Annotated in this window: 12 protein-coding genes and 1 riboswitch; of the genes, 8 read left to right on the top strand and 4 right to left on the bottom strand. The window is 39.5% G+C overall.

The window, feature by feature from the left end:
- Positions 1–26: 26 nt before the first annotated feature.
- Positions 27–635 (bottom strand): hypothetical protein, encoded by a 609-nt coding sequence (locus tag QQK09_RS07185; protein ID WP_284203434.1) that lies wholly within the window; start codon positions 633–635, stop codon positions 27–29.
- A gap of 200 nt (positions 636–835) precedes the next feature.
- Positions 836–1,061: riboswitch (cobalamin riboswitch) on the bottom strand.
- A 298-nt stretch (positions 1,062–1,359) separates the two neighbouring features.
- Between QQK09_RS07185 and QQK09_RS07190 the strand changes: the two genes are divergently transcribed.
- Complete coding sequence (locus QQK09_RS07190) at positions 1,360–1,902, top strand: TrmH family RNA methyltransferase (RefSeq protein WP_284203435.1); 543 nt, start codon at positions 1,360–1,362, stop codon at positions 1,900–1,902.
- 128 nt (positions 1,903–2,030) lie between these two features.
- Complete coding sequence (locus QQK09_RS07195) at positions 2,031–2,621, top strand: prepilin-type N-terminal cleavage/methylation domain-containing protein (RefSeq protein WP_284203436.1); 591 nt, start codon at positions 2,031–2,033, stop codon at positions 2,619–2,621.
- 51 nt (positions 2,622–2,672) lie between these two features.
- Here QQK09_RS07195 and QQK09_RS07200 read toward each other — a convergent pair whose 3' ends face one another.
- Positions 2,673–2,900 (bottom strand): glycine cleavage T C-terminal barrel domain-containing protein, encoded by a 228-nt coding sequence (locus tag QQK09_RS07200; RefSeq protein WP_284203437.1) that lies wholly within the window; start codon positions 2,898–2,900, stop codon positions 2,673–2,675.
- A gap of 470 nt (positions 2,901–3,370) precedes the next feature.
- Between QQK09_RS07200 and QQK09_RS07205 the strand changes: the two genes are divergently transcribed.
- Entirely contained in the window at positions 3,371–5,722 is a 2,352-nt protein-coding gene (locus tag QQK09_RS07205; protein ID WP_284203438.1) for a hypothetical protein, read from the top strand.
- A gap of 174 nt (positions 5,723–5,896) precedes the next feature.
- Here QQK09_RS07205 and gcvT read toward each other — a convergent pair whose 3' ends face one another.
- Together gcvT and QQK09_RS07215 are read right to left on the bottom strand one after the other, a co-directional pair.
- Entirely contained in the window at positions 5,897–7,015 is a 1,119-nt protein-coding gene (gene gcvT / locus QQK09_RS07210; RefSeq protein ID WP_284203439.1) for a glycine cleavage system aminomethyltransferase GcvT, read from the bottom strand.
- Positions 7,016–7,106: 91 nt separating this feature from the next.
- Positions 7,107–7,733 (bottom strand): helix-turn-helix domain-containing protein, encoded by a 627-nt coding sequence (locus QQK09_RS07215; protein ID WP_284203440.1) that lies wholly within the window; start codon positions 7,731–7,733, stop codon positions 7,107–7,109.
- A 529-nt stretch (positions 7,734–8,262) separates the two neighbouring features.
- Between QQK09_RS07215 and gcvH the strand changes: the two genes are divergently transcribed.
- The 5 genes from gcvH to QQK09_RS07240 all read left to right on the top strand — a co-directional run bounded on the left by gcvH (position 8,263) and on the right by QQK09_RS07240 (position 16,840).
- Complete coding sequence (gene gcvH / locus QQK09_RS07220) at positions 8,263–8,652, top strand: glycine cleavage system protein GcvH (protein ID WP_284203441.1); 390 nt, start codon at positions 8,263–8,265, stop codon at positions 8,650–8,652.
- A 132-nt stretch (positions 8,653–8,784) separates the two neighbouring features.
- Positions 8,785–11,697: an aminomethyl-transferring glycine dehydrogenase gene (gene gcvP / locus QQK09_RS07225; protein WP_284203442.1), complete on the top strand. Its 2,913-nt coding sequence runs from the start codon at positions 8,785–8,787 to the stop codon at positions 11,695–11,697.
- A gap of 214 nt (positions 11,698–11,911) precedes the next feature.
- The gene (purU, locus tag QQK09_RS07230) at positions 11,912–12,790 is read left to right on the top strand and encodes a formyltetrahydrofolate deformylase (RefSeq protein WP_284203443.1); all 879 of its coding nucleotides are present in this window, start codon (positions 11,912–11,914) and stop codon (positions 12,788–12,790) included.
- A 394-nt stretch (positions 12,791–13,184) separates the two neighbouring features.
- The gene (locus tag QQK09_RS07235; RefSeq protein WP_284203444.1) at positions 13,185–13,844 is read left to right on the top strand and encodes a 7-cyano-7-deazaguanine/7-aminomethyl-7-deazaguanine transporter; all 660 of its coding nucleotides are present in this window, start codon (positions 13,185–13,187) and stop codon (positions 13,842–13,844) included.
- Between the two features lie 743 nt (positions 13,845–14,587).
- Positions 14,588–16,840: an endo-1,4-beta-xylanase gene (locus tag QQK09_RS07240; RefSeq protein WP_284203445.1), complete on the top strand. Its 2,253-nt coding sequence runs from the start codon at positions 14,588–14,590 to the stop codon at positions 16,838–16,840.
- The last annotated feature ends 9 nt before the right edge of the window (positions 16,841–16,849 follow it).

A 16,849-nucleotide genomic window follows, 5' to 3' on the forward strand; every position in this document is an offset into this window, starting at 1 on the left:
TTATTGTCTATTCAGGGGGGGAGCGACTAAGTCTTACTATGAATAACGTTATTTTTTGTTGCATAAGGTAAGATAAAACGATTAAAAACCCAATCAATCATAATGACTGAAGCAACGTAAAAAATAGGATTAGAGACTGAACGGAAAAAATATTTTTGAACACGCAGGATATATTCATTCAAAGATGGATCGATGAAGTAACCAGATAACAGGTAAAAACTACCATTAGAGATAAAGAACGCAATTGCGCTGGCAGTGACAAGTGCCGTGCTGATTTGTAATATGTTTAATAGCGTTGATTTATTCAGCCAATTTGCACGACCATAAAAACCACCTGCAAACATCGCAGCATAACTTAATGCGAGAGCGGGGTATGCAACGGTTAAACAACTACCTAGTTGACCACGTACGTATGACGTACTCAAGTCGATGACAATAGACAGAAGATAAAAAAACCAAAAGCTTTTAATGGTACGTAAGTACATGCCTGCAATAAAGAATATTGCACTTGAGGCGCTTGGGAGTTGGTTAAATGTTTCAAAGTGATTGCCACGAGTTGCCAACATCAAAAAGGTCAGTAGCGCGAAGAGTGGTATTAATGAGGTTATTGGGGATGTGAGTGAATTCGATTTCATAGTATGTCCATTAATTAAATTAACGGTGTAGGAAATCAAAGTTAGTAAATAAGCAGCATGAGTAATTAAACGTCAACTAAGGATCAGCAGCATTAGCAACAAACATGATCAGACAGCAATAATGATTAAAAGTAATCTATTGCTGTGGCTCGATAGTGTCCGTTGTCACTTTACTAGTCTCTGAATCGCCGCCCACCGCAGTTGTCGAGTAGATCTAGGCCGGTCTCCGGACTCCTGTTCATCGCTATTGCAACACCTTCCCATATTGTTATCTAACATTATGTTAATAAATACAGTGGTTTAGTTGCAGCTCACAGTTACCGTTGCGGGGGCAGTACTGGGTTTTCACCAGTTTCACGTTTCACCTTCATTGCTGCTTAATTAAACGTAAAGCAGAAAGAAGACACCTAAATCGTGTTGGACGATACGTTAAATATCCCATTGTTACAATGTGTTAATCATATTGTTGGCAAGTATTTTGTGTATTTAATAGGTAATTTTGATGGTAGGGCTAAGCACTAAGAAAGGTATTTCATGCATTAGAATCAGCTTCCAACTGGCTGGAACGTCCATCTATATTGCAGTTAACTGATGATTATAATCACCTTATGATTTGATCTTCACCGTATAAAACCGCACAATCCTTTCCTATTTTGCAATATGTCTTTTCTACGTAAATTATTGCATTTAAGTATCAATATCGATTCTAATCAAGAGTGAAAATATGTCTTCAAAAATACAGCTTAGTAAAGAGGAGCTGAGATTAACCAAACCAGCGCGTGATGAATACTTAACTAAACCTAAAATCCCATTAATTGTGGTATTAGACCATGTGACTAACAGCTATAACATCGGCGCTTTCATTCGTTTAGCGGATGCATTTGCGATCGAAAAAGTCATTGTTTGTGGTGCACTAACTATCTCAGATAAGAAGATGAAAAAAGCGTCGAGAAATGAAGCGAAATGGGTCGATGTTGAATATAGTGATAGCACGACGACCACTCTGCAAAATTTATTAGATAACGGGCATACCATCTATAGTGTTGAACTATGCCAAGCCTCCGTTGATTATAGCTGTGTCGCTTATTCATCTCCGGCTGTGTTGGTCTTAGGCAATGAGCGCAAAGGGGTGAGTGAGGAAGCATTAAAATTAAGTCACCATCAGATACACATCCCTATGTTTGGCATGGGTAATTCGTTAAATGTTTCTACTGCTGGTGCGATTGTATTAGCAGAGTGTGCGAATCAAATTCGTAAGCAGTCATAATATCAGTACTTTTTAATTCAATTTAAAGTAGATAAAAGTGGTCAATACCTCAGCTACTTTTGTTGTTAGTGGCTGAAAACGCGCTTATTCTCTAAACTAACAAGTATCATGGAATAAAAGGACAAAATTTGAAAATATTTATGAAGTCCAATAAGCGTGGTTTTACATTGATCGAACTGGTTATTGTGATCATCATTCTTGCTATTTTAGCGGCCGTTGCGTTGCCGAAATTTATCGATCTCCAAGGAGATGCGCGCGAAGCGGTAATCAAAGAGGTATCTGGTACCATTCATGCCTTTGATAATTTAGTGTATGCGAAGGCTGCCATTTTAGGTATTGAAACAAATGATAGAAATAGCTCTACAACGTCTCAAGATACGCAGGGTGGTTTTTTTGTTGATGGTAACTTTGTTTTAACAATACATGGTCACCCATGGTTATTTGATGGTCCGACACTGAGTAATTTATTGGACGCTGATGTACAATTTCAAACAGATAATACTGCCAATGCTAATTGTGTTTATAGTGGTGATTTTTGCGCAATGATGTTCAATGGCCCTGATGCCCCTGGTGCTATCGGGATCCCATTCTCACCTGGTAATGCGGTTGTTATTTACAACCCGAATAGTAGTGTGGATGATCAATGCTTTGCCTATTATATTTTTGACCGTGCTGATAATGGTGTGCAAATCGGTGCTGTTACCTCTGGATGCCAATAAACTGTTAACAGCCATACCCATATTGCGGTATGGCTGTCTATCAAAGGTTATTTAGCTACGAAAATAAGACTGCGCAACAAAAGGCATTTTAGTGACGAACATTGCTAATTTTTTACCACACACCTCTGCAAAAATTGCAGTTTCTAGTATTGCAAACTCAACATTGACGTAGACCATTGCAACCGGATTTGTGATAGATGGACAATATTTACCATTGGTTACAATACCAATTTTGTTATCCTGTGCATCAAATAACTTAGTACTTTCACGTACGGGCACCTAATCCACTTATGCCACTTCATCATCAGCAAGTAGTTCACGTGCGAAGGCTTCTGCATCACCTGTAGGCATTGAGATTTCATAACCATTTTCACTCGTGTAACTTGAATGACTGACATTACATTCGACACCGGAAAGCTGACACTAAGCAATATGATCATAGGCCAATCACCCTATATTTTTCAAGGCTTTGGTTAATAATTTTTATCTACCAATACTTCCTCAAAAAAGTTAAATTATAGAGTTACTTTAAGAATAAACATTTCCTTGTTGCGAGCAAAAAAAGGAGTTTGTTGGTTCTATATCAATTTATGTTTAACAGGGGCCTTTTTCGGTGTTTGACAAGTCAAATTGGATATCAAGGAAGATAATCGATTAAGTGCTCCATAATATGCCTCTATTGACTCTGCTTTGTTATCTATTGTCGTTGTCACTATTTATATCAATCATTAATTTTCGAAGGAACGAAAATGTTTATTAAACCCTTTAAATTTTCTCTATTAGCGCTAGCAGTTGTATGTACCGGCTGTGGCTCTGATTCAGAAGTAGTAACTAATCCAGAAGATCAAATTAACCCAACAATACCAACTAACCCAGAAGATCAAATTAATCCAACAGTACCAACTACCCCAGAAGAGCCAACTAAACCAGATGATAATTTAAATAATGTCAATACACCAATTGCAGGCACTAGCTTAACCGTTGCTATTGATTTTAATACGCAAAAATTTTTGGGGGACGTTTCACAATTGGATCGTAGTAAATATTTTAATATCCATTCTGTTTCAAATGCAAACCAAATGACATACGAAGAGTGGGGGTATTTAATTAATGATTTAGGTGTTGGCTTTGGACGTAACTTCTGGAGTCCATTTTCCTATCACTCAGATCACAGTTATCCAACGGATGAACAAGCTAAAATTGATGGTGAAAATAGCATTGAACAAACTAAAAAGCATGCTAACTACGCGTTCCATAGTAATCGTAACATTATTACAGACCATCCAAAAACCGTTTATAAAGCCAACATGGATACAGCATCTGCAGCCGAATGGGCTGCGACATACTTTAAGCATTATTTCGATGATGAGACGCGTCCTCAATTTTATGAACCAATCAACGAGCCTTTTGTACATGCGGATGAATTTGGTATTGATGATGAGATCGTGCGAGAACAAATTACTACCCTGTATAAACAAATAGGCCAAAAATTTGATGAAGAAGGTATTTCTACAAAGGTTATTGGTTATGCGAGTGCTTGGCCTTCTGTAGAATTATGGGATTTTAAACATTTTAATGAACGTCAAAAAATGTTTATGGACCAAGCAGGTGAATATATGGATGCATTATCTATACATTTTTATGATGGCATCAATGTCACTGGTGCAAATAGTCAACGTTCTGGTTCAAATATGCGTGCAATCATGGATTTAGTTGAAACCTATAGCTATCACAAATGGGGCAAGGTAAAGCCACATGCTGTCAGTGAATATGGAGGGATTGAAAAAGGTTATGGCGATACTTACAGTGATATAAAAAGTGTTCAATCTATTCGCTCAATTAATAATATGCTTTTTCAATTTTTAGATAGAGAAGATCGTTTATTAACCTCTATTCCATTTATAGGTGATAAAGCGGCTTGGTATTACAGCGAATCTAATAATTGGCAACCTTACGGTTCAGTTGTTTTAAGACCCGATGTGGACAGTATCGAAAATGGTAAACCTACTAAATTCCTATGGACACCACGAATTCATTTCTATCAGCAATGGTCTGAGGTTCAGGGGATGCGGGTGAAATCATTAGCAAATAATCCCGATATACAGACGCAGGCATTTGTCGACGGAAATAAAGCATATTTGGCCTTAAATAGCCTATCTGAGAAGGATGAAGTGTTAGGCCTTAAATTTTTAAATGAAATGGGCACTGTTGCTGAAGTACGTATTAAGTCATTAAAAATTTGGCCAAATAAAGCCCCTATTTATAGCGACTCTCTGACAGAAGAAGTAAACCAAAAAGTAACATTGATTCCAGGAGAAACGGTTATTATTGAATACACTTTTAGTGAGGAAGTCGATCTTAATAACCGTTACCAAATACAGGATTATTATGCACAAACACATTTACAGACTATTTATGCGAATCAAGCCATTGATTTTATTATTAATGACGTGAGTGTTGCAGACGGTCAATCTTATTTGAAGCTATCATTTGCTCGTAAACATGGAAAATCAAAGTCGCCGATGGTAATAGTGAATGATCATTCTGTCCATGTACCGAGTAACTGGGCGGGAGGAGATCAAAGTAGCCGTGATGATTTCTTCGGTACCATTCGTATCCCTGTACCCAATGAATGGCTGAAGGAAAATAATAACATCAGTGTCACTTTTCCTGATGCGGACGGGCGAGTAAGTAGCGTCATTTTACAGGTTCACAATGATAACTCAGGGGAAGACGTACTGTTACCACTTGAGCCAATTGCCCCGGATGACTCGGATAAAGTATTGCCAGAGGTCGATAGTATTAGCTTTGTTGATACTATTACGCAGCTTCAATCAGCAACCCAATACAATATTTCAATACAATATGACGCAACTATATCGCGAGATATAAACGTGGAACTGTGGGGACCAGATGGTTGGATCACTAGCAGTGAAAAGACGGTGCTAGCGGGAAGTGCAAAGCAAGTCATTACGCTAAATTTGCAAACGGCACCGGCAGTCGGTGAAGGATATTACTTAAAAACGAGTATTCGTCCGGTTGCTAGTGACTGGAAGAGCAATCTTGACGCTCAATCCATAACTGATATTTCGATCATCTAATCCGTAGATCATAGCAATGGTATGGCAACCATCGCTATTTAACTTCTCTTATTCGAGACTAGGTTTTGGTTACTTTACTGATAATATTCTGAAAATCGGTGCGGTTATAGCTGATTGCTAATAAACTGTTAACAGCCATACCCGTATGCGGCATGGCTGTCTATTAAAGGTTATTTAGCCACGAAAATAAGACTGTGCAACAAAAGGCATTTTACTGACGATCATTGCTAATTTTTTACCACGTACTTCCGCAAAAATTTCAGTTTCTAGCACTGCAAACTCAATATTGACGTAGGCCATTGCCACCGGTTTTGCGATTGATGGCCCATATGTACCACTGGTGACAATACCAATTTCGTTATCCTGTGCATCAAATAACTTCGTACCTTCACGCACGGGCGCTTTAGATAAACCGATCAAGCCAATGCGTTTACGGCTGACCTGTTTGGTTTTTATCTGCTCTAGAATCAATTCACTGCCTGGGAATCCGGCAGCGCGTTTGCCATCTGCACGACGACTTGGGCTAATGCCCCATAATAGGCTTGCTTCAACAGGGGTCGTAGTCGGGTCTAAATCGTGTCCATATAAACACAATCCACACTCTAAACGCAGTGAGTCACGTGCGCCTAATCCAACCCATTCCACAGCATCATCAGCAAGTAGTTCACGTGCTAAGGCTTCTGCAGCATCTGCAGGCACGGAGATCTCATAACCATCTTCACCCGTGTAACCTGAACGACTAACATAACATTCAGCGCCGGCTAGTTGACACTTAATTGCATCCATAAATACCATGTTAGCGACTTCTGGATTTAACTTAGCTAACACTACTGCAGCCTTTGGCCCTTGTAATGCGAGTAACGCACGATCTTCAATAATTTGCAGTGCAACATCTTCTGGTAGGTTACTTTGTAGATGTGCGATATCTTGCTCTTTACACGCAGCATTGACGACTACAAATAGATGATCACCGAAATTGGTCACCATTAAATCGTCATTGATTCCACCTTGCTCATTAGTAAAAAAAGCGTAACGCTGTTTCCCAGCAGGTAAATCGATAATATCAACAGGGACTAACGATTCCATAAAAGCAGCGGCGTTATCACCAATAAGGCGTAACTGCCCCATATGTGAAACATCAAACAAGCCGGCAGCAGCGCGGCAATGTAAGTGCTCTTTTTTTACACCTAATTTATACTGTACTGGCATGTCATAACCAGCAAAGGGCACCATTTTTGCGCCAACTTCCGTATGTAATGCATGCAGTGGGGTCACTAACAATTGTTCAGACATTGATCAAACTCCTGTTTTAACTAACGGCTCTTAATAGGGGCGTTAATAATTTATTTAAAATCAGCCTTCGGCTGCATTGTTATCGTCTTAGCTATGAGGCTGTCACCCAGAGAATAAGTGCATCATCATCACTAATGGATATCAGCATATGACCCATATTGGCATCGTAATAAACTGAATCACCTTGTTGTAAATTAACGGGCTCATAAAATTCAGAAAAGAAGGTTATCTCACCACTTAATACCAGTAAAAACTCTTCACCATCATGGCGAATCCAAGCGGAGTAATCACTAAAATCACGTGCCCTGACTTTTGATTTAAAGGGCATCATTTTTTTGTTAGTCAACTGTATGGCCAATAACTCATGCTCATAGGTTGAGGTCGGGTGTGCTTTTCCTTCCTCATTACGGGTAATATCACGACGGCCCGTAGCAGTGACTTTTTTGGGCGCACTGAACAGTTGCGGTATGTCAATTTGCAACCCGGTGGTTAGTTTTTGCATCGCCTGAAAAGTGGGTGAAATCTGTTCATTTTCAATCTTCGACAATGTTGAACGCGCTAACCCCGTTTTTTGACTCGCTTCTTCTAATGTTAAGCCTAAGGTTTTACGGATCTCTTTCAAACGTTCACCCAATTTAATAGGCGCAATTTTTTCAGTTTTATTGTCCGTTGAAACGGTCATTGACGGGTAAATGTCATGTTGTTGTGTTTCACTCATTCAACTTCCTTTTTGCTCATACGTATTGTTTTGACCTATTAAGATTAATATCGTGAAAACACTTTATTTAGTCGTTATATAGTAACCATCCTTTGCAAAAACACACTGTCTATAATGGTTTTATGTCACACTTTCATAACAAAGTTTCCTTTTGGAAACTTTTGTTCATGCATGAATGCGATATGTACATATAATAATCACCAAAATGATAGCTACTTATTATTAAGTAATAAAAATACCGATGACCTGAAGGTAATGAACTAGCTGTTTTTAGGTGAGTTGTTTACTGCTATTCAGTTTCATAAGAGTACAGTATCTACTTTCTCATAGAATGGTATAAGTAATATTACGGTATTCCATTATAGGAAACAAAGGTGCTATATTACGCTTTATACGCTCAAACAATCGACTAACACGAAGGTTGTTGTTTTTATGTTAATAATTAAGTGTCAATATAAAGATGTTTATCGAGCAGTCATTGCAACCCAAAAAATCAAATATCAAGCACATTAATAGTTAAGGATTAAACATGGAAAGCACATTAAGATTTACTGAAACGCACGAGTGGGTACTAGATAACGGTGATGGCACAATCACAATGGGTATCTCGAACCAAGCACAAGGTTTTTTAGGTGATGTGGTTTTTGTTGATCTACCTGAAGTAGGTGATGAAACGGAAGCGGGTGAAACATTTTCATTGGTTGAGTCGGTAAAAGCGGCTTCGGATCTTTACGCGCCAGTCACTGGTGAAGTAGTAGAGATTAACGAAGAGTTAGAAGACAGCCCTGAGCTTATTAACGAGTCTCCTTATTCAGCAGGTTGGATCGTTAAAATCAAAATGAGTGATGAAGCTGAACTGGGTGATCTTCTCTCAAATGAAGATTATCAAGCGGCCAACGAAGAAGAGGAAGTCGAGTAAATTATCGCTTTCATATCAGCGCAGATTCTTCTGCGCTTTTTTTTAATAAAATTTTAACGCATGAATAATGCTTTCTGCTTCAATAACGCTATCAGCTTGGCGCTATTAAAATAATCTTGTTTAGGAATCCTAATGACCGATACTCTGTTTCTTGATCTATTAAGTGATAATAACGACTTTGCCACTCGCCACAATGGCCCCGATTTAGCGCAACAACAAAAAATGTTAGCGTCCATTGGCTTGAACAGTGTTGATGAACTGATTAAACAAACCGTCCCAGCTGCTATTCGTTTGCCTAAAAAAATGCAATTAGCCGATGCGTTAAGTGAAGCAGATATGCTCTCGTCGTTAAAAACCATCGCCAACAAAAACGTCATTAATCGCAGCTTTATTGGCCAAGGTTATTACAACACCTTCGTCCCTAATGTGGTGTTACGCAATGTATTAGAAAACCCAGGTTGGTACACCGCGTATACGCCTTATCAGCCAGAAATTTCGCAAGGGCGTTTAGAGTCACTGCTTAATTATCAGCAGATGATCATGGATCTCACTGCGATGGAGATTGCCAATGCTTCACTCTTAGATGAAGCAACAGCAGCTGCTGAAGCGATGACGCTGTGTAAACGAGCGGGTAAAAACAAAAGTAATGCCTTTTTTGTCAGCAACCAATTACATCCACAAACGATCGATGTTATTCGTACACGTGCACAATATATCGGTTACGAGATTATCACTGGCGAAATCGATGCTTTAGAGCAACACAATGTATTTGGTGCAATTTTACAATACCCAAGTAGCACTGGTAGCGTTCAAGATTTAACCGATGTGATTGAAAAAGCACATGCGAAAAAGACGTTAGTCGCAGTTGCTGCAGATCTATTAAGCTTAACATTATTAAAAGCGCCGGGTGAAATGGGCGCAGATGTCGTGATTGGTAGCGCACAACGCTTTGGTGTACCGATGGGCTTTGGTGGACCACATGCAGGTTTCATGGCCACTAAAGACAAATTCAAACGCACCATGCCGGGACGTGTGATTGGTGTTTCTAAAGACAGCAAAGGAAAACCTGCGCTGCGTATGGCAATGCAAACACGTGAGCAACATATTCGTCGTGAAAAAGCGACCTCAAATATCTGTACGGCTCAAGCATTGTTAGCCAATATGGCCGCTTTTTATGCGCTTTATCATGGCCCTGAAGGGTTACGTAAAATTGGCCGTCGTGTACATCATCTCACTGCCGTTTTAGCAGCCGGGTTACGTGCAGAGGGGATTGAACTTGAAAACCAACATTTCTTCGATACTTTAACCCTGAATACTAACGAACACAGTAAAGCGATTTACCATCGTGCGCTTGCAGAAGGAATGAACCTACGCAAATTCCCTGCACCAGAGGGTTCAACAGATAATATGCCTGTGCAACTGGGTGTTAGCATTGATGAAACAACGACAGCGCAAGATGTTGAAGATCTGTTATTGGCGATAACCGGTAAAGCATTAAAAGTCGCTGATTTAACTGCGCAAGTGGCGAGTGATGAGTTTGCTGGTATTCCAGAAAGTTGTCGTCGTGAAAGTGACTATCTACAACACCCGATTTTCAGTGCACATCACAGTGAAACACAAATGATGCGTTATATGAAAAAACTAGAAAATAAAGATTACTCATTAACCCACGGAATGATCCCATTAGGCAGTTGTACCATGAAGCTAAATGCGGCTGCTGAGATGTTACCCGTGACCTGGCCTGAATTTGGACAGATGCATCCTTTTGCACCCACAGAGCAAAGCTTTGGTTACCAAGAACTCGCAGAAAAACTATCAACCATGTTATGTGAAATTACTGGTTACGATGGTATGTCACTGCAGCCTAACTCTGGTGCACAAGGTGAATACGCAGGCTTAATCGCGATTCAGCGTTACCATGAAAGCCGTGGTGAAGCACACCGAAATATCTGCTTAATTCCAAGCTCTGCACATGGTACTAACCCTGCTTCAGCGGCAATGGTATCGATGAAAGTAGTCGTGGTTGGTTGTGACGAACTGGGTAATATTGACCATGCGGATTTAAAAGCAAAAATCGACAAACATCGTGAGAACCTTTCTTGCATCATGATCACTTACCCATCAACGCACGGCGTTTACGAAGAAGCGATTCAAGAGGTGTGCGATTGGGTACATGAAGCGGGTGGTCAAGTTTACCTTGATGGCGCAAACATGAACGCACAGGTTGGCTTAACTACACCGGGCTTTATCGGCTCTGATGTGTCACACCTTAACTTACACAAAACGTTCTGTATTCCACACGGTGGCGGTGGACCCGGTATGGGGCCGATTGGCGTAAAAGCACATCTTATTCCGTTTTTACCTGGGCATATCGAAGTCACAGAATCTGCTGACAGCAAACATTATGCGGTGTCAGCTGCCGAGTTAGGTTCAGCTTCTATTCTGCCAATCTCATACGCTTATATTGCGATGATGGGTGAACAGGGCTTAACGGAATCAACCAAGCTTGCAATACTCAATGCCAACTATGTCATGGAACGTTTACGTCCGCATTACCCGGTTTTATATATTGGTAAAGAGGGACGTGTTGCGCACGAATGTATTATCGATATTCGTCCGATAGAAGCAACGTCTGGTATCTCAGGCGAAGATATTGCTAAACGTCTAATGGATTACGGTTTCCATGCTCCTACCATGTCCTTCCCTGTTGCGGGCACGTTGATGATTGAACCCACAGAATCGGAAGACTTAGTTGAGTTAGATAGATTCTGTGATGCAATGATAGCGATTCGCCACGAGATTCAGCAAGTAGAAGCAGGCACGTGGACATTAGCAGATAATCCATTAGTAAACGGCCCTCATACTCAGGTTGATTTGATGGAAGCAGAATGGACACACAGTTACACCCGTGAAACTGCTTGTTTCCCATCAGCACACAGTAAAGATTCAAAATATTGGCCGGCTTCAAACCGTGTAGATAATGTATTTGGCGACAGGAATTTAATCTGTTCATGCCCAAGTATTGAAAGCTACATGGAAGAGTAATGATTTTAATGACAGTTTTTAATTAAATGTACAACTAACTTTTTAATACAAAAGCGTCATTTAATCATGAGTCTGAGTATTAAGAGTGTGGGCAATAGTAATAAACAACAGACAAACTTCGGTTTGTCTGTTGTTTTGAATTCAACATTATTGAATTGATAACGTATTTTGAATTAGGTGAACCGTTTTATAAATTAAGCATAGAGGAATGAAAATGTCCGATATCAAAGCTGTCACACAAACCCATATTATTACCGCAGATTGTCCTAGCCGACCCGGAACGGTTGATGTAGTTACCCGGTTCTTATTTAAACAAGGGTTTTATATTAATGAAATTCACTCCTTTGTTGATACGGATGAAAACCATTTTTTTATACGCGTAGAGTTCAGAGCGGATACAGAAACAGAATTCAACCGAGAAAGTTTCTGCGAACAATTTGAACAACGAGCTAGTGAGTTTGAGATGCAGTGGCAATTAGCATCAAGCCCCTATAAATCTAAAGTCGTGATCATGGTGTCAAAACACGATCATTGCTTAAATGACTTATTATATCGCTATCGTACCGGTGATCTTAATATTGAAATTCCGGCGATAATATCCAATCACCCAGATTTAGAAGAGTTAGCAAAATGGCATGGTATTCCTTATTACCACCTACCTATTACAAAAGAAACTAAGCCAGAGCAAGAAGCTAAGGTTTATCAAATCATTCAAGATTGTGGTGCTGATTTAGTGATATTAGCGCGTTATATGCAAGTGCTTTCTAGCGAAATGTCTAAAAAACTGTCGGGTAAAGCGATTAACATTCACCACTCATTATTACCCGGTTTTAAAGGTGCTAGACCCTATTTTCAAGCCTACGATCGGGGTATTAAGTTAGTCGGGGCGACTGCTCATTATGTCAGTGATGATCTTGATGAAGGACCAATCATTAGTCAATGTGTTGAGACGGTTGACCACAGTTATTACCCACAAGACCTTGCCGCCAAAGGGCGTGATATTGAATGTTTGACATTGTCTCGTGCAGTACGTTGCCATATAGAACATCGTATTTTCTTACACGGTAATAAAACCGTTGTGTTTGCTAAATAAGATCATTAATAACTGTGCTGGAAGAGTAAAATTGGTCACTAACGTATTGGGTTTTGGATGTTTTTGAATGAAAGTACCTTAGAAGCAATACTCTATTTCTCCTAAGTCGTACACAAGACTAATGCCTACTTTGTCATGAAATCTGACGCTTTATACTTCAAAAGTGCACATAAACTTTGATGTAGTGACTCAAATACCCCAGCTACGATAAGGCCTAAAACCACACTTAACTTCGTTTTTTGAGTATGTTTTTAACTTTACTGACCGTTTTTTGTTGCAGCATTATAAAGTGCCTTTATAATACGCGTCACTTTTAAGCATAAGCTTAATTTCTTTTAACAAAAATATAGCGGGTTCCCTCACCCCGCGTTAATTTCACATAAAAAGGTTTATTATGTTATCACTCTCTCACGAGCAAACTCGCCGTGTGCTTTTTGTACTCGTTGCGTTTCACATCTTGATCATCAGTGCCAGTAACTATTTGGTGCAGTTGCCCTTTACCATTTTGGGCTTACATACCACTTGGGGTGCTTTTAGCTTTCCATTTGTTTATCTCGCCACAGATTTAACCGTTCGTATATTTGGTCAGCAAGCCGCACGCAGCATTATCTTCAAAGCGATGTTACCTGCCTTACTCATCTCTTATGTAATGGGCGTTTTATTTCAACAAGGTTCGTTACAGAGCTTGTCAGCGTTAGCGGAACTAAATAGTTTTGTTTTCCGCATTGCCTTTGCCAGTTTTGCCGCTTATTTGGTTGGCCAATTAATGGATATTAAAGTGTTTGCAAAACTGCGTGAAACTAAGCAGTGGTGGGTAGCACCTGCAGCATCAACAGTAATTGGAAATTTTGTTGATACCTTAGTGTTTTTCTCGATTGCTTTTTACGCATCAACAGATACCTTTATGGCAACCCATTGGCCAGAAATAGCGTTAGTGGATTACGGTTTCAAATTAATGATCAGCATCTGTTTATTCCTTCCTGCTTACGGACAGTTATTACGCGTATTAGAGCTGCGTATTATCAAGCAACCGGCACAACAAAGCGTCATATAGTTAAGTACTAAAATAGTTAACTGACTGCGAATTTTGCTGTGCTTCAATATTTAGCAGAGCACAAGTCGTAGAGGAAACTGCTGGGATAAAACACTAAGGTAGGGCTAGTGTTTTATTTTACTCACTTTTATTTTCCTATTAGGCTCGTATAAATGAATCTAGTGAAAAATAACCATCAGTCTTCCTTTATGCTTAGCGTTTATAGACGTGCTTTATCATGTTATGTCGTGCGGTAATACTCGGCAGTAATTTTGTAATGAAGAGAGCGACTTTGAACTGTTTTAAACATCCTCGATGATCTCTACAAGCAACACATAACCAAACCATCATAAAATTTTAGCCGTCGGGCGGTTATCTTTCGATATTTTCACAACAAATACCCACAAAAACCTCGTAAAATCAACAGCCCTAGACCATGTTCCGCCTTTTGATCAAAATACTCTAAGGAGAACAAAAATTAAACGTGCAAAGATTAATTACTCCGAGCGAAATATCGCCTTTATATCTTAAATCTAACCCACTGCAATAACTACTTCGAAACCAAAACCATCAGCTATCCAATTAAATGTAATGCATCCATACCAGATTCCATTCTCCTATTCAGAATACAGTACGAAAAATTGCACAATGAATCGATAATATTTGACAATGGAATTGAAACAAATCTGAAACAAAAACTCATTATCATCCTTGGCGTTAAGCAATAACACTAAACATTAATGATAAATATAAAGGGAAATACAATGAGTTATATAGGGAAAACATTAGTGCTACTCGGTACTGTGATGGTATTAACGGGATGTGGTTCTGGTTCGACGGACATAGCAGAAGAACCTGAAATGCCAGAATTACCAGAAACGCCAGAAGTCCCCGAAACACCAGAAACACCAAACCTTCCACCACTTGAAAAACCAGAGTTTGAGGTACCTACTGTTTATAGTTTATCTGCATTTGCGGAGGGCTTTCCAATTGGTGTTGCAGTATCTGAATGGAACATTAGGAATGAAAGTATCTCTAATATTGTAATACAGCACTTCACTCAAGTGACGGCCGAAAACATCATGAAGCCTGAAGTGCTTCAGCCTAGTGAAGACTCTTTTGATTTCGAAAAATCTAATGAACTAGTAAATTTCGCACAAACAAACGGCATAAGTATCCACGGCCACACGCTTGTTTGGCATAACCAGTCGCCCGCATGGATGCAAGGTTGTAATGATGTGCTCGATTGTACAAACACGATGAATAATCACATTACGAAAGTTGTACAGCACTTTGCAGGAGAGGTTGATAGTTGGGATGTGGTCAATGAAGCTTTTCTACAAGATGGTTCATATAGAGGCTCAGCAGATACTAATGACGGTATTGCTTGGGTTGAAAAAATTGGTAAAGACTATATTAGTAAAGCCTTTATTACAGCACGTGCAGCAGATACAAGTGCAGAGCTTTATTACAATGATTACAACCTTGCATTTAATGATGCAAAAATAGATGCTGTTATTACTTTAGTTGAGGACATGAAAGCCGCTGAAACGCCGATTGATGGTATTGCCTTTCAAATGCATGTTACCGACACTTACCCAACCATTGAAAATATCAGCGCGGCATTTCAAAAAGCGGTAGATACAGGCTTAAAAGTTAAGCTCTCCGAACTTGATGTTCGTATGAATTTAAGTGGTGAAGCGACGGCATTAACCGAAGTAATTGCTACAGCTCAAAAAAATCGCTATGCAGAAATTATAGAAGCTTACTTAGCAGTGGTTCCGAAGAAGCAACGTGGTGGTATTAGTGTTTGGGGGGTATCTGATCAAGATAGCTGGCTTTCAACTAACGAAAATAATCACCCAGATTGGCCATTAATGTTTGATGGTGATTTAAATCAAAAACCAGCGATTCTTGGCTTTGCTGATGCAATGTTAAATGAACCAGAAGCACCGGCAGAACCTTTAGGGCCTTTCGAAGGGTATGCAGATGATTTCTCTGATGAAGGACATTTTGCTGAAAAAGATGGTGAACGTTACCTCGCATATAATCCTGTAGAGCAAACGGTAGACTTTCAGATTAACTGGTCTTTATTCGATGCTAGCAGTGAATACAATGTGACACGTACTTTCGATAAACCATTAGATATTAATCGAGGTGTAAGTTTAGTCTTTAAGGTTAAAATACCAGAAACTAATTTAACCGATGGCAATGTCATCATTCAGCCTTTCCTTGATTCCGCAAGTGGCCCTGCTTTTATTCGATATGTGCAAGGTCAGGACTTCACATCAACCCTTGATGATGATGGTTGGTCAACAATTACTATTGAAAACCTAGGACCTGATTTTGATTTTGGGTATATAGGTAATTTCGATTTTGATGCCGTGACTAAGCTCGGTCTACAGTTCAAATTTTCAGGCGATACGCCACCAGTAACAGGAATAATTCAACTCACAGAAGTTTCTATCATTGATCCTAATGCAGATGAAAATGAAGTCTCTGAGACTGAGTATGCGTTTAACGATGATTTTATCGTTGACTCTGGCATGTATGAAAAAGACCTAGCGCTAGCGTTTATCTCACATAATCCTACTGACGAAAGCTATGACTTCACTATCGATTGGACGTCATTTGATGCCGAAGGTAGCTATCAAGTAGCGCTTCCATTTGCTGCTAATGTCGATATTTCTGCAGGAGTCACTCTAGAAATAAAAGCCAAAATTCCTAGTGATTACGTCAATAGTGGCAATGTCATTATCCAGCCTTTTCTTGAATCAGATGGTTATAAACCAGCCTACATCCAATATCTGTCAGGTGCGGACTTTAGCTTAAATGTTGATGCTGATGGTTGGTCAACAATTACGATTGAAGACATAAAGGCTGACTTTAACTTTGGCTACGTATCGAGTAGTTTTGATGAAACTAACGTCATATCTGCCGGATTACAATTTAAATGGAAAAATGAAGTGCCAACAACTGAAACGATTCAAGTTGGTAGAATTAGTCTGATTAATTAGCCTAATTTC

Origin of the sequence: Psychromonas marina, from assembly GCF_030161115.1 — a bacterium.
In the GTDB taxonomy this organism is placed as follows: Bacteria; Pseudomonadota; Gammaproteobacteria; order Enterobacterales; family Psychromonadaceae; genus Psychromonas; species Psychromonas marina.

Excerpts from the sequence above, each read along its gene's own strand:
- QQK09_RS07185 (WP_284203434.1), bottom strand. The coding sequence starts at position 635 with ATGAAATCGAATTCACTCACATCCCCAATAACCTCATTAATACCACTC.
- QQK09_RS07215 (WP_284203440.1), bottom strand. The coding sequence starts at position 7,733 with ATGAGTGAAACACAACAACATGACATTTACCCGTCAATGACCGTTTCA.
- QQK09_RS07240 (WP_284203445.1), top strand. The coding sequence starts at position 14,588 with ATGAGTTATATAGGGAAAACATTAGTGCTACTCGGTACTGTGATGGTA.
- QQK09_RS07190 (WP_284203435.1), top strand. The coding sequence starts at position 1,360 with ATGTCTTCAAAAATACAGCTTAGTAAAGAGGAGCTGAGATTAACCAAA.
- QQK09_RS07205 (WP_284203438.1), top strand. The coding sequence starts at position 3,371 with ATGTTTATTAAACCCTTTAAATTTTCTCTATTAGCGCTAGCAGTTGTA.
- gcvH (WP_284203441.1), top strand. The coding sequence starts at position 8,263 with ATGGAAAGCACATTAAGATTTACTGAAACGCACGAGTGGGTACTAGAT.
- purU (WP_284203443.1), top strand. The coding sequence starts at position 11,912 with ATGTCCGATATCAAAGCTGTCACACAAACCCATATTATTACCGCAGAT.
- gcvT (WP_284203439.1), bottom strand. The coding sequence starts at position 7,015 with ATGTCTGAACAATTGTTAGTGACCCCACTGCATGCATTACATACGGAA.
- gcvP (WP_284203442.1), top strand. The coding sequence starts at position 8,785 with ATGACCGATACTCTGTTTCTTGATCTATTAAGTGATAATAACGACTTT.
- QQK09_RS07235 (WP_284203444.1), top strand. The coding sequence starts at position 13,185 with ATGTTATCACTCTCTCACGAGCAAACTCGCCGTGTGCTTTTTGTACTC.